The sequence below is a fragment of the Mesorhizobium sp. LEGMi-168a genome, from assembly GCF_058312955.1.
On sequence record NZ_JBZEGV010000016.1, the window covers coordinates 77,924 to 91,429 of the forward strand.

Consider the following 13,506-nt stretch of genomic DNA (forward strand, 5'->3'; position numbering starts at 1 on the left):
TCATGACGGGCGCATGAAGCCCGCAATTTGATCGGCGTAATCCTGTCCGGAGGCTGGCCCCGCTTTTTGCTGCGCCGACCTCCGGTGCGAGATCACGCACCGGCTAGCCCGCAGCTTCGCACATCGGTTCGAGCAGATGTTGTCGAAGATTGCTTCGCCAATAGTTCACGCGAAAGGTCAGCTTATGGCACGCTCGGGCAGTGGCAACGCTGACGACGACCGCGCCACGGCATTGACAAGTGATTTGGCGAGATGATCCACCCCCGCTGCGGTCAGGCCCGCGACGTTGATGCGGCCTTCGGAGGTGCCGTAGACGGCAAACTCCTCGCGCAGGCGCGTCATGGTCGAGGGATCCACCGGCAGCATAGAGAACATGCCCTTGTGCCGTTCGACCGAAAGCAGAGGTGTCGGCGCGTCGAGGTTGCGGAGAGCATCGGCGAGCGTCCTCCTCACCCCGAGGATGCGTTGGCGCATCGCGGCAAGTTCCCGGTGCCACAGTTGCGGCTCGTGCATGAGCGCGGCGGCGATGGCGGCGCCGTGCTCCGGCGGCATCGAATAGTTGCGGCGCGCGATGGCCTGCATCGTTGCAAAAGCGGCCGAGAGGCTCGCGGGGTCAGCGGAGATAAACGTGGCCGCGCCGGTGCGCTCGCAGTAGAGCCCCATGTTCTTCGAACAGCTCGATGCCGCCAGCACTATCTCCAGCCGCGCGGCGAGATGGCGCAGTCCGAATGCGTCCTGTTCCAAACCCTCACCCAGCCCCTGATAGGCCATGTCGACAAGTGGGATCAGGCCGCGCCGGACGCATAGATTGGCGACCGCTGCCCACCCCTCGGCATCGAGGTCCAGTCCGGTCGGATTGTGGCAACAGCCCTGGACAAGCAGGATGTCGCCGGCCTTTACCTTCTCTAGCGCCGCGATCAGGGGATCGAGGTCGACGGCACCGTTTCGTTCGGTCCAGGGATAGTTTGCGACAGCCAAGCCCGCCGCGCGCATGATTGGGCGATGGTTCACATAGCCCGGATCGGATAGCCAGACGGTAGCAGAGGGATTGGCCGTCGCAACCAGGTCGGCCAGCACGCGCAGCGCCCCCGTTCCGCCCACGGTCTGCAGCGTGACCGCTCTTTTGGCAGGCTCTCCCTCGCCAAGCAGAAGCCGTGTCATGCCCGCGTTGAAGGCGGCGTTGCCGGAGAGCGAGCGATAGGTCTTGGATGGCGCTTCCGCCGCCAGCCTTTCCTCGACCTCGTGGACCGCGTTCAGAACCGGGGTGGCGCCGTTTTCGTCGCGAAAGACACCGAGGCCCAGATCGAGTTTGAACGGGCGCGTATCCGCGTTGAACGCCGCCGTCAGCGCCCAAAGTGGGTCGCGCGCGGCCTCGGGAAAACGAAGCAGCATCACCGGGCCTCACTGGCCGGACGGTTGGACAGAAGCACGCCGGCAGTCACGACCGCCACGCCGGTGAGCGACAGCAGGCTCGGCGTTTCGCCAAGCACGGGAATGGCCAGCAGCGCGGCAAGTACCGGAGCCAACGCGCCGACCGTCGCGCAGCGCATCGCGCCCAGCCGCCGCACGGCCACTGCATAGGCCAGCACGGAAACGAAGCCTACCCCCACGCCCTGAACGAGGGCGAACGGAGCCAGTTCGCTGAAACGGGCCTGACTCAACTGGCTGTCCAGAACCCCGATCGCCATTAGGAGGCCCAGCACGGCGAGCGATGGATAGGTCACCAGCATGACGCAGGCGAGCGGGTCGATCTTGGCGTGACGAAGCCCCAGCGTGTAAAGTCCCCAGAGCAGGCTCGCCGCCAGCAGCAGGGCGACACCGCCCACCATGTCGAAACGGAACGCGTCCAGCCCGGCCACCAGAAGCAGAATGCCGCCGACGATGACGGCGAGCGCGCCGGAGCGCGATGCGCTCAGGCGTTCGCGGTAGAGGATGAAGCCAAGGATCGCGACCGACAGCGGCACCGTTCCGGCGATCAGCGCGCTGACATGGGCCGCCGAGGTCAGCCTACCGCCCGCCGCCGCTAGCAGGAAGAAGGGCAGGCCGGCGCCGGCGGCGACCATCGCGTGATGGGTCGCGCGGATGGTTCGCAGTGTGGCCACGCGCGAGGGCAGGAAGGGCAGCATCGCCAGCGCCGGAACGAGAAAACGGATCAGCGCGACATCAGCCGAGGTCAATGACGTCGCTCCGATAGCGCGGATAGAGAGAGCGAAGGAGGCCCATATCAACACCGTTACGACGAGCGCCATCCAGCCTGTCGCCCTGTCGTCGGCGAAGGGTGTTCTTCGTTGCGGGACAGGAATTGCGGCAGCCGACTGCATTTTGACCTCGAAGTATCATTCGGCTAGTATTATCGGGTAGACTTGAGGGCATTTCCTGCCAAAGAATCGCGCATATCAAGGCAAGACTGGCAGTTTCTGCCAACCGAGGGGCTGATGGATCAGAAAGACCGACAGATCATCGCCGCGCTCCAGGCGAACGGACGCATCAGTAACCAAGAACTGTCCGAGGCCGTGAACCTCTCTCCCTCCCCATGCCTCAGGCGGCTTCGCCTGTTGGAGGATTCGAAGGTTATTCGCGGCTACACGGCCATCGTCGACGAGGAAGCCTATGGCCTGCCGGTGATGGCATTCGTCCGCATCAAGCTCCAGATTCACAGCGACAAAACGACGGCCGCCTTCGAGAAGGCCATTCAGGCGATCGACTCCGTGCTGGACTGCTATGTGATGACCGGCAGCGCGGACTACCTGCTGCGCGTGGTTGTCGAAAGCCTCAAGGACTACGAGCGGTTTATCCGCGACCGCATCCATCCCATCCCGGGCGTTGCTTCGATCGACACCAGCTTCGCCTATGGCAGCGTCAAGCGATCGACAGTGTTTCCCCGGCTGGGCTGAGCCTTCCTCCGCGCCCGCCCTGCGCCATGCCGCATGCTTTAGGCGGGAACCTTGATCACGGCGCGCAAGCCGCCGAGCGGGCTGTCTTCAAGCGTGATGTCGCCGCCATGGCTGCGGGCGATATCGCGGGCGATCGACAGGCCAAGGCCGGTACCGCTGGCATCGAGGTTGCGCGCCGCGTCGAGCCGCAGGAACGGTTTGAACACCTCTTCCCGCTTGTCGGGCGGAATGCCCGGACCGTCGTCATCAATGGTGACAGTCAGCGAACCGCCACTGTGGTTGGCATGGACCTCCACCGTCTTGGCGTAGCGGAAAGCATTGCCGATGACGTTGGACAATAGCCGGGCGAAGGCTTTGGGCCTCACATGCACGCCCGGATCACCCGTCAAGGCTGTGGACAGCTTGGCCTTTCGCAGTTGCGCCTCCTCGCCCAGCTTCTGGAAATAGGTCTCGAGATCGAAGCGGCCTGTGTCTTCAGCGGCCTCGCCGCGGGCAAAGGAGAGATAGCCTTCCAGCATCGACTGCATGTCGTCGATATCCTGGTTCAGCGCCGCCTTGGTCTCGGCCTTGCCGCCGGCCAGCGCCAGCTGCAGCTTGAAGCGGGTAAGAATGGTTCGAAGATCATGGCTGACGCCGGTCAGCATGGCGGTGCGCTGTTCGATCTGACGCTCGATGCGCTCGCGCATCTGGATGAAGGCGAAGCCGGCGCGGCGAACTTCCTCCGCACCGCGCGGGCGAAAATCGCGCGGCATCGGCCGCCCCTTGCCGAAGCTTTCGGCGGCTTCGGCAAGGGTGAGGATCGGCCTGATCTGGTTGCGCAGGAAGGGGATGGCGATCATCAAAAGCACCAGCGAGGTGCCGACCATCCAGATCAGGAAGATGTGGGTGTTGGAGGCATAGGCCTGGCTGCGGCGCACGAAGACGCGCAAGACCTTGCCTTCAAGCTGGACGCGGACCTCGACGATGTTGGAATTGCCGACCGTGTCGATCCAGAAGGGGCGGTTGATCTGCCTGGTGATCTCCGACGACAGGGCCGTGTCGAGGATCGAGAAGAACGGCTTCGGCCCTGGCGGCGGCAGCGGATCGGGCGGCAGCAGATCCACTTTCAGCTGCATACGGTCCTGGGCAATGCGGATGATATTGGCGTAGTCGGCGTCGTGCGGATAGGTCTCCATCATGTCGATGATGGCGGCGATGTCGGCGATGGTCGCCTGCGACAGGCGTTGGGTCACCGTCTGCCAGTGGCGCTCCATGAAGACGAAGGCGACGACCGACTGCAGGAGGATCATAGGCGCGATGACGATGATGAGCGAGCGCGCATAAAGCCGCTTCGGCATGTAGAGCGCAACCAGGCGCCAGAACCGGTTCCAGGCGCGCGGCATCGCCTTCAGCGTCCGCATCGCGAAATCGCCGGGACCGCCTCCTTTCGGATGTTCCAGTTGCGTGGTCGCCATTCGCCCTTCCGCTCGTCGATGGCCGTTCAGCAAAAGGCCGTCGAGAGGATGTTATTCCACGCTGAGCCGATACCCAATACCGCGCACGGTCTGCAGCCACACCGGATTGGACGGATCGCGCTCGATCTTGCGGCGCAGCCGGTTGATCTGGACATCGATCGTGCGCTCGCCGACATCCGATTCGTCGCCGACGAGCTCGTGCCGCGGTATGGTTTCGCCTGCCCGCGCGGCGAAGATCGCCAGGATCTCCTGCTCGCGGTCGGTCAGCTTCAGCGCCTCGCCGCCACGCTTCAGTTCGCGCTTGGCGATCTGGAACGTGTAGGGGCCGAAGACGAGCTGCTCGACCTTCGGCGTCGCCGCCGGCCCGCCGCGGCGCAGAATGTTGTTGATGCGCAGGATCAGCTCGCGCGGGTCGAAGGGCTTCGGCAGATAGTCGTCGGCGCCGGCTTCCAACCCGGTGATGCGGCTGTCAGTTTCCGACAGCGCCGTCAGCATCAGGATCGGCACGTTCTTCTCGGCCCGCAGCGCCTTGGTCAGGTCGACGCCGGTTTCGCCAGGCATCATGACGTCGAGCACGAGCAGGTCGAAGTCGAGGCCCGCGAGCTTGCGCCGGGCCTCGCCGGAATTTCCGGCGACGGTGACGCGAAAGCCGTTCTCGGACAGGTATTGCTTGAGTAGATTGCGGATGCGGGTGTCGTCATCGACCACCAGCAGATGCGGCGCATCATCGCCGGGCGCTGCCGGATGATCAACCTTCTCAGTGGTCTCCATTTTTCTTCCCCGATGTTTGCGCAGGCACAATGTTGATCTGCGCTCTTAGTTCCGGATTGACCATCGCCTCCAGGAATCTTTCGATCGAGGAGCGTTCGGTGGTCCCAGAATCCTCCAATGCAGCACGGATGCGGCGCGACTGTGGCCGTGCCAGCGCCAGCGCCAGCGCGCGGCCCTTGGCGGTCGGATAGAGCTCGCGCTGACGGCGGTCGCGAGGGCCCTGCAACTGGACGATATGGTCGGTGTCGATCAACTGCTTCAACACCCGCGCCAGGCTCTGCTTGGTGATCTTCAGCACGTCGAGCAACTCGGCGACCGTCAGCCCGGGCCTGCGATTGACGAAATGCAGCACGCGGTGATGGGCGCGGCCGAAGCCGTAATCGGCGAGGATCTGGTCCGGATCGGAGGTGAAGTCGCGATAAGCGAAGAAAAACAATTCGATGATGGCAAAATCGATGCCGTCCTCGTCGGTGATCGCCGTTCTGATCGGTTTTCCGGCTGCGGGGCTTCGATCCGTCATCATTTCTCCATGCGAAGGCGGGGATTATGTCAGTACTGTTGACGTAATTTCCCGGCAATGATAATTTTTGACAAGCTTTTCGGCGGATTGCGAACGAAAAGGCAAGCGAAAGCGGTTTTTCCGGAACTTCCTGAGTTTGCTATGGATTGAATATCCGCCTACGTTTCCAAGCACCGGCCGGCGTTTCGGACCTGTGGCGCGGCTGACGCGAAACGCTATATGACATAACGATTTGCGGGCGCCCGCCCGCGGGAGGTTTCCATGGCATCCGTTCCCTTCGATCAACTGGACGGCTTCATCTGGATGAACGGCGAGTTCGTCAAATGGGCCGACGCCAAGATCCACGTGCTGACCCACGGCCTGCACTATGCCAGCGCCGTCTTCGAAGGCGAGCGCGCCTATGGCGGCCAGATCTTCAAACTGACCGAGCACAATGAGCGCCTGCATGAATCGGCGCGCCTGCTCGGCTTCAAGATTCCCTATTCGGTCGCCGAGATCGACGAGGCCTGCCGTACGCTTTTGAAGAAGCAGGGCTTCCAGGACGCCTATGTGCGCCCGATCGCCTGGCGCGGCAGCGAGCAGATGGGCGTCTCGGCGCAGAACAACCGCATCAACTGCGCCATCGCCATATGGCAATGGCCGAGCTATTTCGACCCGGCGCAGAAGCTGAAGGGCATTCGTCTCGACATCGCCGAATGGCGCCGCCCGGACCCGCGCACCGAGCCGTCCAAATCCAAGGCCGCCGGCCTCTACATGATCTGCACGCTCTCCAAGCACGCCGCCGAGGCCAAGGGCTATGCCGACGCCATGATGCTCGACTGGCGTGGCCAGGTGGCGGAAGCCACCGGCGCCAACATCTTCTTCGTCAAGGACGGCAAGATCCACACGCCGACGCCCGACTGCTTCCTCGACGGCATCACCCGCCGCACCGTGATCGGCCTGGCCAAGGATCGTGGTCTCGAGGTGATCGAGCGCGCCATCATGCCTGAGGAGCTCGAAGGCTTCGAGCAGTGCTTCCTCACCGGCACGGCCGCGGAAGTCACCCCGGTTTCGGAGATCGGCCCGTACCGATTCGAGGTTGGCGAGATCGCCAAGACGTTGATGGACGACTATTCTGCTGCAGTGCAACCAAAGCACGCCATCGCCGCAGAATAGCGATAGTCACAGCTTTTTTGTGCAACAGGGGCGGTTTTCGGGCCGCCCCTTTTATTTAAGCGCTCGCGCATTTGACTTTCGAACAATTCGGCGTCTCATGATGGCGTCGGCCCGAGGAGGCTGGCGGCTATGGAGGGACTAGGTACATGGATACGAACACACTCGTTGCGATCGTTATTCAGGTGATCACGGGTGTCATCGGCGGTCAGGCAGTCGGCGCGGCGCTGAAACAGGCGGCACTGGGCCAACTTCCCAAGATCCTCGGCGGCGCTATCGGCGGCGTCGGCGGCGCGGCGATTCTCGGCAGCCTGCTCGGCGGCGGCACGGTCGATCCGGCGGCGGCCGCGGCAGCAGCGGGCGGACTGGGCAGCGCGCTCAACATTCAGAACATCGTCGGCGGTGCCGGCGGCGGCGCCATCCTGACCGCCATCATCGGCGCGGTCATGGGCGCGATGAAGAAATAGGCCTTTTTTCTTCGCGGGCCTGCGCATGGGCGGCTACGGCCGCCCATTTCTTTTCAAGCATTTGCCGGCGGCCACGGCCGCCCATTTGTTTTTTAGAGGGTCGTTCGTTCCTGCTGGATGGTGGACGCCGCTCGTTCACCTGTCTACATCAGGGTGACACTTCAAAAGGAAAGCCATGGGTCAGCTCAATGCCGGCATCGTGCCGGTCACGCCCTTCCAGCAGAACTGCGCCATCCTGTTCGACATGGACGACAGGAAGGGTGTCGTCGTCGATCCCGGCGGCGATGTCGACAAGATACTGGCGGTGCTCAAGGACAATGCGATCACGGCGGAGGCGATCTGGATCACCCATGGCCATATCGACCATGCCGGCGGCGCGATGGAGCTGAAGAATGCGCTCGGCATCGACATCATCGGCCCGCATGAGGCCGATCGACCGCTGCTTGCCAACCTCGAGAACCAGGCCAGGCGTTTCGGGCTCACGGATCCCGTACGCAATTGCGTGCCGGACCGGTTTCTCATCGAAGGCGAGACGGTCTCATTCGGCGAGCATGTGTTCGAGGTGCTGCATTGCCCGGGTCACGCGCCGGGTCATGTCGTCTACTACAACCGCGCGGCCAAGTTCGCCCATGTCGGCGACGTGCTGTTCCGCGGCTCGATCGGCCGCACCGATCTGCCGGGCGGCGATCACGCCGCGCTGATCGCCTCGATAAAGAACAAGCTCCTGCCGCTCGGCGACGATGTCGGCTTCATCTGCGGCCACGGTCCGGGCGGCCGCTTCGGTGAGGAGCGGCGGACCAATCCCTTCTTAGCCTGACTTTCTCCGCAAAAGAAAAGCGCCGCTGATGGGCGGCGCTTTGCTTGGGGCAGGGAACTCTGGCTTTGTCAGTTGGCGACGCAGAAATGCTGCTCGCCATCGTTGCCGGTGAATGTGCCGGTACGCGAGTTGAAGGTGCGGTAACGGTCGGAGCAGTACTCGTACCAGTCGCGCGTCCACGGCTCGGCATAGCGGTCGGCATAGACGACACGCGGCTGCGCGTAATAACGGCGAACGGGCCGGTCGACATAGTAGCCGTCATCATAGGCGGGGTCATAGTACCTCGGCCCGGGGTTGCTGAGCGCGCTGCCGATCAGCGCACCTGCCGCAAGGCCGACCACGCCGGCGGCGAGAGCATCGCCGCCATTATGATGATGACGGTGCCAGCGCCAGTCGTCAGCATTGGCCGCCGAGAAGGTGGCCAGCGTCGTCGCGGCGATGCCCGCGGTCAGAATGGCGGTCTTGAGAAATCGGTTCATTTTCGGTCTCCTTCGCGCCGGTCCGCGTATTTTTCAGGGGATGCGGATCGGCTTTAGCAAAGGTTAATAGGAGACCGTGGCTGAACGGAGGCTGAACGGAATTGGGCGAACGATTTCGCGGCTCGAACAAAATTCCGAGCTCTGCGGGAGCGTCCCGCCTGCTCAGCCTCCGTCGGATCTGTCTTGAGCCGGCTTAGCCGATAGACAGATTGACGGCCTTCGGACCCTTGCCGCGCTTGTCCGGCTCGGTGTCGAATGTCACTTTCTGCCCATCCTCAAGACCGGGAAGGCCCGACGCCTGCACGGCCGAAATATGGACGAAGACATCCTTCGCGCCATCGTCGGGCGTGATGAAGCCGAAGCCCTTGGCATGGTTGAAGAATTTGACGGTGCCGGTCTGCGGCATGGGAAGCTCCTTTGATCCCATCATGTCAGTCTCGGGCCGGCAAACTGCCCGAGAGGAAATTTGTCCTTTATTTTAGCGCTATCGGCAAGAGAAAGTTTTCGCCTGCCAATCCAGCCATTTGCCGGACAAAAAAGGGCGCAACGGTCCCGTCGCGCCCTCGAAAACTCAAGCTTCCTGCGAAGCCAATTCATGATCCTGCCGCGCCATTCATCAGCGGAAGACAGGCAGCGTTGCCCGCTCAGGCCGCGCGCAGGTTGACCGCCTTCGGGCCTTTGCCCATGCGGTCCGGCTCGACGTCGAAGGTAACCTTCTGACCGTCGACGAGCGTGCGCAGGCCGGAGGCCTCGATCGCGGAAATGTGGACGAACACGTCCTTGGCGCCGCCGTCAGGCGTGATGAAGCCGAAGCCTTTGGTGGCGTTGAAGAACTTTACGGTGCCGGTCTGGGCCATGGGGGAAACTCCTTCACCCGTATCAGTCTCGTGGGCTCGCCCGCTGTCTCGTGTCTGGGCTAGTCCCGGTGCTTGCTTCGGCAGTCATGCATTCGCGCATGGTCAAGGCCCCCGCCGAAAAACGGGGCCGTCAGAGATTCACACTATCGGGGAAAGGTCGTTCCAAAACGTGCCGCTCTCCGGGTCGTAAATGCCCGAACCCGAAATTTATTACACGGAAATGTGATGGTTGCAAGACGGCGCCGCGGGCGGCCCTCGGCGCGTCCAACGCAGGGGCCATCGATAGACCCGGCGCCATGACTGGTCATCGGCCAGAAAAGAGCCAGGCATGGGCCAGCGCGGAAGCCAGTCGGCAATAAAGCGCGTCGCGTCGAAACGGATTCAGGCGACGCGCTCTAAGTCTTTGTTTTGACGCATGTCGTTTAGATTTTCCGCCCGGGGCAATCCACAAGCCGGGGTTGCGTTCGACGCCGAAATGTCGAGGATTGCGCGAGTTGGCGCGGTTGCGCCTGAACGAGGACCGGGGAGGGACCCATGCGATTTCTTGCGGCAATCGTTTCGCAGCAGGGCTTTGTCGCGCTGCTTCTGTCGGCGTTGCTGGCGGCCTGCACCGTCGTGGTCGACGAGGGACCGCGTCCACGCCCGCCAAGGCCGCGTCCGCAACTCTGCACCATGCAATATGAACCGGTCTGCGCACGGCGCGGCGGCGATCGCCAGACCTTCGCCAACGCGTGCCAAGCAGAGAGGGCTGGGTATCGCATCGTGCGCGACGGTCCATGCCGGGATGGTGGCGGTGGTGGCGGTGGAGGTGGCGAGCCGACCTTCTGCACGCGCGAATACGCGCCGGTCTGCGCCAGGCGCCATGGCGCGCTTCGCACCTTTCCGAACGCATGCGAAGCCCGCGCGGCGGACTATCGCATCATCGGCGATGGGCCTTGCTAGCGGGGCTGCGTTTGCGCTCCGTATTGAGGGCAATCCGCCGGAGCGCCAGCCACACACTTGCATCTCCCGCCCGCTTGGCTTAGGTCCGGCGGGCGGACAAACACGGCAGGTTCCCCATTAACAGAGATCAGAGAAGAGCGGCAAACGCGGGCGGCAAGCCAGGATCGGCGAGCCCGCTCGATCCCTATGTGCAGCGGGCGCTGCAACTGCACCAGGCGGGGCGCCGCCAGGAAGCGGAGTCGCTTTACCGCCAGGTGCTGGGGCAGCAGCCGAACCATGCCGCTGCGCTTCATTTCCTCGGCCTTCTCCTGCATCAGACCGGCCGCAGCGAGGAAGGGCTCGACCTCATCGAGCAGTCGGTGACGCTGCAGCCCAGGAATGCCGATTTCCTCAACAATATGGGCACGGTGATGCGCGATCTCGGTCGCGTCGCCGCCGCCGCCGATTTCTTCCGCGGTGCGGTGGAGATCCGGCCGGACCAGCTTGCCGCGCGCGACAATCTCGGCTCGTCGCTGAAGCAGCTCGGCCAGTTCGAGGGCGCCGAGGAGATCTATCGCGGCACGATCGGCCGCAATCCGTTTCATGTCCGCGCCCGCATCGGCCTTGCCGAAACGCTGCAGGAGGCCGGGCGGCTGGACGAGGCGATTGCGCTCTTCCGCGAGTCGCTGTCGATCCGGCCCAAGGACGCGGAGCTGCTCTATGGGCTCGGCGTCGCCATGATGGAGAAGGGCAAGCTCACCGAGGCCGCCGATCTTGCCCGCCAGGCGGTGACCATCGCTCCCGCCATGGCGAAAGCCTGGCTTTTGCTGACACAGGTCAAGCGCCAGTCCGAGCGCGACCCGGAGCTCGCCGGCATGGAAGCGGAGCACGCCAAGGCGCCGCAGGACAGCCTTGCGCGCATGCAGCTTTCCTTCGGCCTCGGCAAGGCCAATGACGATCTGAAGGACTATGGCCGCGCCTTCGACTATTTCGCCGAGGGCAATGCGATCCGCCGCAAGGGCATCGACTACGATCCGGTGAAGACGCGCGACGAGTTCGAGGCGATGAAGGCGGTCTTCGACAAGGCCTTCTTCGAAAAGCACCGGCCGAGCGACGTTTCCGACGACACGCCGATCTTCGTCGTCGGCATGCCGCGCTCCGGCACGACGCTGGTCGAGCAGATCATCGCCAGCCATCCTCAGGTCTTTGGCGCGGGCGAGCTTAGCATCCTGAAGACGGCGGTCGGCAAGCAGTTTCCGATGAGCATGCCGGGCGGCTTTCCCTGGGGGATTGCCGAGATGCCGGACAAGGCCTTCGCCGAGGCGGGGCAGGCCTATCTCGACATGCTGCACAGCCGCTATCCGGGCTTCCGCCATGTCACCGACAAGATGCCGGGCAACTTCCTTCTGGTCGGCTTCCTCCACATGATGCTGCCTAGGGCGAAGATCGTGCATTGCGCGCGCGACGCGGCGGCCACGTGCCTGTCGATCTTCAAGGTGCATTTCCGCGGCGACAGTCACCGTTACGGCTACGATCTCGGCGAGCTCGCCGATTTCCATAACCTCTACACGGACATCATGGCGCATTGGCACAAGGTGCTGCCCGGCGTCGTCCACGATGTGCGCTATGAGGATTTCGTCGCCGACCAGGAAGGGCAGACAAGGGCGCTGATGGCGCATCTCGGCCTGCCCTGGGACGACAAGGTGCTGTCGTTCCACGAGACCGACCGGCCGGTGCGCACGGCATCGGCGGCGCAGGTGCGCCAGCCGATGTATCAAGGCTCGGTCGATCTGTGGAAGCGCTATGGGGACAGGCTGAAGCCGCTGCTCAATCGGCTGGCCTGAGGTTGCCCGGCGCCTATAGCTCGATGAACGGCTGGAAGCCGCCGAAGATCATGCGCTTGCCGTCGAAGGGCATTTTCGGCCAGTCCATCTTGAGACGTTCGTCGGCCATGATCTTGGCCATGACGGCGTCGCGGCTCTGCCTGTTTTCATAGACGACCCAGGCGAAGACGACGACTTCGTCATCCTTGGCCTGGACGGCGCGCGGGAACGAGGTGATCTCGCCATAGGGCACGTCGTCGCCGATGCATTCGACATAGGCGAGCGCGCCGTACTCCTTCCAGATGGCGCCGGCCTGTGTGGCCATTTTCTTGTAGTCTTCGAGATTTGCCTTCGGCACAGCGAGCACGAAGCCATCGACGTAGGACATGGTGGTTTTCCTTTTTTGTGGGGTCCCCTTCTCCCTTGTGGGAAAAGGTGGATCGGCGCGCAGCGCCGAGACGGATGAGGGGTGTTCCAGCTTGGCGCCGCTTACCCCTCACCCGGATTGCCAGCCGAATTGCGAAGGGCAATTCGGGGCAATCCGACCTCTCCCACAAGGGGAGAGGTAGGCGGAGTCAAATTCACTTCACCGGCGCGTTCATCGCCCAGGCGACGCCGAAGGGATCCTTCACCTGGCCCCAGCGGTCGCCCCAGAACATCACCTGGAGCGGCGTGACGACCTCGCAGCTGGCGTCCACCGCGCGCTGCCACCAGGCATCGATGTCATCACTGCCGAGATGGAGCTGCAGCGTGTAGCCCTGCGCCGCCTGATGCGGATAGCCGTGCTCGGGATAGGCGTCGCCCAGCATCAGCGTCGAGCCGTTGACATAGAGATGGATATGCATGGTGCGGCCCTTGTCGTCCGGCGGATAGGCAAAGACTTCCTCGGCCCCGAAAGCCTTCTTGTAGAACTCCGCCGCCTTGATGGCGCCGTCGACCTGCAGATACGGGGTCAGTCCGCCAAGCACTTGGGCGCGGGGTGGGGTCTGGTCGTTCATTTGCGTGTTCCTCTTCACGGGCTCATTGGGCCTTGCGATCAAAAGACGGACGAGGCGACCGCAATCCTACACGGGTCGCAGAAATTTTTAGATGGCCGGGTCCGGACAGGCCGGGGAACCGGCGAAGCGTGACCGTCGCACTGGTCGGTCGGCCACTTTCAAATGACCTTGCTCGAGAAGGTGGCCGTGCGACGGCTGTTCCGCGTGTCGAGAATTTCCGGAAAACCGATGTCCTTGCGCAACTCGGCCGGCAGCGAAAGCAGGATGCGCTCGCTGCGGTAGCGGGCGCGCGCAGCTGCATATTGGGTTGCGACGCGGCCGATGGATGACAAGATCGACATGATGAACTCTCC

17 protein-coding genes are annotated in these 13,506 nt (G+C 63.4%); 6 read left to right on the forward strand and 11 right to left on the reverse strand.

Annotation, left to right across the window (positions count from 1 at the left end; genetic code table 11):
• Positions 1-177 precede the first annotated feature (177 nt).
• Both AC4FWB_RS20700 and AC4FWB_RS20705 read right to left on the reverse strand, forming a co-directional pair.
• Entirely contained in the window at positions 178-1,392 is a 1,215-nt protein-coding gene (locus AC4FWB_RS20700) for an amino acid aminotransferase (RefSeq protein WP_491028113.1), read from the reverse strand.
• On the reverse strand, positions 1,392-2,249 hold the full coding sequence (locus tag AC4FWB_RS20705; RefSeq protein WP_491028114.1) for a DMT family transporter: 858 nt from the start codon (positions 2,247-2,249) through the stop codon (positions 1,392-1,394). Before AC4FWB_RS20705 ends, AC4FWB_RS20700 begins: the two co-directional genes overlap by 1 nt.
• A gap of 186 nt (positions 2,250-2,435) precedes the next feature.
• Between AC4FWB_RS20705 and AC4FWB_RS20710 the strand changes: the two genes are divergently transcribed.
• The gene (locus tag AC4FWB_RS20710; RefSeq protein ID WP_491028115.1) at positions 2,436-2,894 is read left to right on the forward strand and encodes an Lrp/AsnC family transcriptional regulator; all 459 of its coding nucleotides are present in this window, start codon (positions 2,436-2,438) and stop codon (positions 2,892-2,894) included.
• A 38-nt stretch (positions 2,895-2,932) separates the two neighbouring features.
• Here AC4FWB_RS20710 and AC4FWB_RS20715 read toward each other — a convergent pair whose 3' ends face one another.
• The 3 genes from AC4FWB_RS20715 to AC4FWB_RS20725 are packed head-to-tail and all read right to left on the reverse strand — an operon-like array spanning position 2,933 to position 5,639.
• Positions 2,933-4,348: an ATP-binding protein gene (locus tag AC4FWB_RS20715; protein ID WP_491028116.1), complete on the reverse strand. Its 1,416-nt coding sequence runs from the start codon at positions 4,346-4,348 to the stop codon at positions 2,933-2,935.
• Positions 4,349-4,399: 51 nt separating this feature from the next.
• Positions 4,400-5,119 (reverse strand): response regulator, encoded by a 720-nt coding sequence (locus AC4FWB_RS20720; protein ID WP_059188911.1) that lies wholly within the window; start codon positions 5,117-5,119, stop codon positions 4,400-4,402.
• Entirely contained in the window at positions 5,106-5,639 is a 534-nt protein-coding gene (locus AC4FWB_RS20725) for a MarR family winged helix-turn-helix transcriptional regulator (RefSeq protein ID WP_491028117.1), read from the reverse strand. Before AC4FWB_RS20725 ends, AC4FWB_RS20720 begins: the two co-directional genes overlap by 14 nt.
• A 261-nt stretch (positions 5,640-5,900) precedes the next feature.
• Here AC4FWB_RS20725 and AC4FWB_RS20730 point away from each other — a divergent pair, with 261 nt between their 5' ends.
• From AC4FWB_RS20730 to AC4FWB_RS20740, 3 genes are all read left to right on the forward strand, one after another.
• On the forward strand, positions 5,901-6,794 hold the full coding sequence (locus AC4FWB_RS20730; RefSeq protein WP_491028118.1) for a branched-chain amino acid aminotransferase: 894 nt from the start codon (positions 5,901-5,903) through the stop codon (positions 6,792-6,794).
• 146 nt (positions 6,795-6,940) lie between these two features.
• Positions 6,941-7,258 (forward strand): hypothetical protein, encoded by a 318-nt coding sequence (locus tag AC4FWB_RS20735; protein WP_491028119.1) that lies wholly within the window; start codon positions 6,941-6,943, stop codon positions 7,256-7,258.
• Positions 7,259-7,433: 175 nt separating this feature from the next.
• Entirely contained in the window at positions 7,434-8,075 is a 642-nt protein-coding gene (locus AC4FWB_RS20740) for an MBL fold metallo-hydrolase (RefSeq protein WP_491028120.1), read from the forward strand.
• Between the two features lie 68 nt (positions 8,076-8,143).
• On the opposite strand, the gene AC4FWB_RS20745 is transcribed toward AC4FWB_RS20740, so the two are convergent.
• From AC4FWB_RS20745 to AC4FWB_RS20755, 3 genes are all read right to left on the reverse strand, one after another.
• Positions 8,144-8,554 carry a BA14K family protein gene (locus tag AC4FWB_RS20745; protein ID WP_491028121.1) on the reverse strand — a complete coding sequence of 137 codons (411 nt, stop codon included), beginning with the start codon at positions 8,552-8,554 and terminating at the stop codon, positions 8,144-8,146.
• 193 nt (positions 8,555-8,747) lie between these two features.
• Entirely contained in the window at positions 8,748-8,960 is a 213-nt protein-coding gene (locus tag AC4FWB_RS20750) for a cold-shock protein (protein ID WP_006202521.1), read from the reverse strand.
• 238 nt (positions 8,961-9,198) lie between these two features.
• Positions 9,199-9,411 carry a cold-shock protein gene (locus AC4FWB_RS20755; protein WP_006202520.1) on the reverse strand — a complete coding sequence of 71 codons (213 nt, stop codon included), beginning with the start codon at positions 9,409-9,411 and terminating at the stop codon, positions 9,199-9,201.
• Between the two features lie 534 nt (positions 9,412-9,945).
• Here AC4FWB_RS20755 and AC4FWB_RS20760 point away from each other — a divergent pair.
• Positions 9,946-10,353 carry a Kazal-type serine protease inhibitor domain-containing protein gene (locus tag AC4FWB_RS20760; RefSeq protein WP_491028122.1) on the forward strand — a complete coding sequence of 136 codons (408 nt, stop codon included), beginning with the start codon at positions 9,946-9,948 and terminating at the stop codon, positions 10,351-10,353.
• Positions 10,354-10,541: 188 nt separating this feature from the next.
• On the forward strand, positions 10,542-12,176 hold the full coding sequence (locus AC4FWB_RS20765) for a tetratricopeptide repeat-containing sulfotransferase family protein (RefSeq protein WP_491028124.1): 1,635 nt from the start codon (positions 10,542-10,544) through the stop codon (positions 12,174-12,176).
• A 13-nt stretch (positions 12,177-12,189) separates the two neighbouring features.
• Here the strand turns inward: AC4FWB_RS20765 and AC4FWB_RS20770 are convergent, their stop codons facing one another.
• The 3 genes from AC4FWB_RS20770 to AC4FWB_RS20780 all read right to left on the reverse strand — a co-directional run bounded on the left by AC4FWB_RS20770 (position 12,190) and on the right by AC4FWB_RS20780 (position 13,494).
• Positions 12,190-12,543 (reverse strand): DUF1428 domain-containing protein, encoded by a 354-nt coding sequence (locus tag AC4FWB_RS20770; protein ID WP_491028125.1) that lies wholly within the window; start codon positions 12,541-12,543, stop codon positions 12,190-12,192.
• Between the two features lie 193 nt (positions 12,544-12,736).
• Positions 12,737-13,153, reverse strand: coding sequence for a VOC family protein (locus AC4FWB_RS20775; protein ID WP_491028126.1), 417 nt, complete (start codon positions 13,151-13,153; stop codon positions 12,737-12,739).
• Positions 13,154-13,311: 158 nt separating this feature from the next.
• Complete coding sequence (locus tag AC4FWB_RS20780) at positions 13,312-13,494, reverse strand: hypothetical protein (protein ID WP_491028127.1); 183 nt, start codon at positions 13,492-13,494, stop codon at positions 13,312-13,314.
• Positions 13,495-13,506 lie beyond the last annotated feature (12 nt).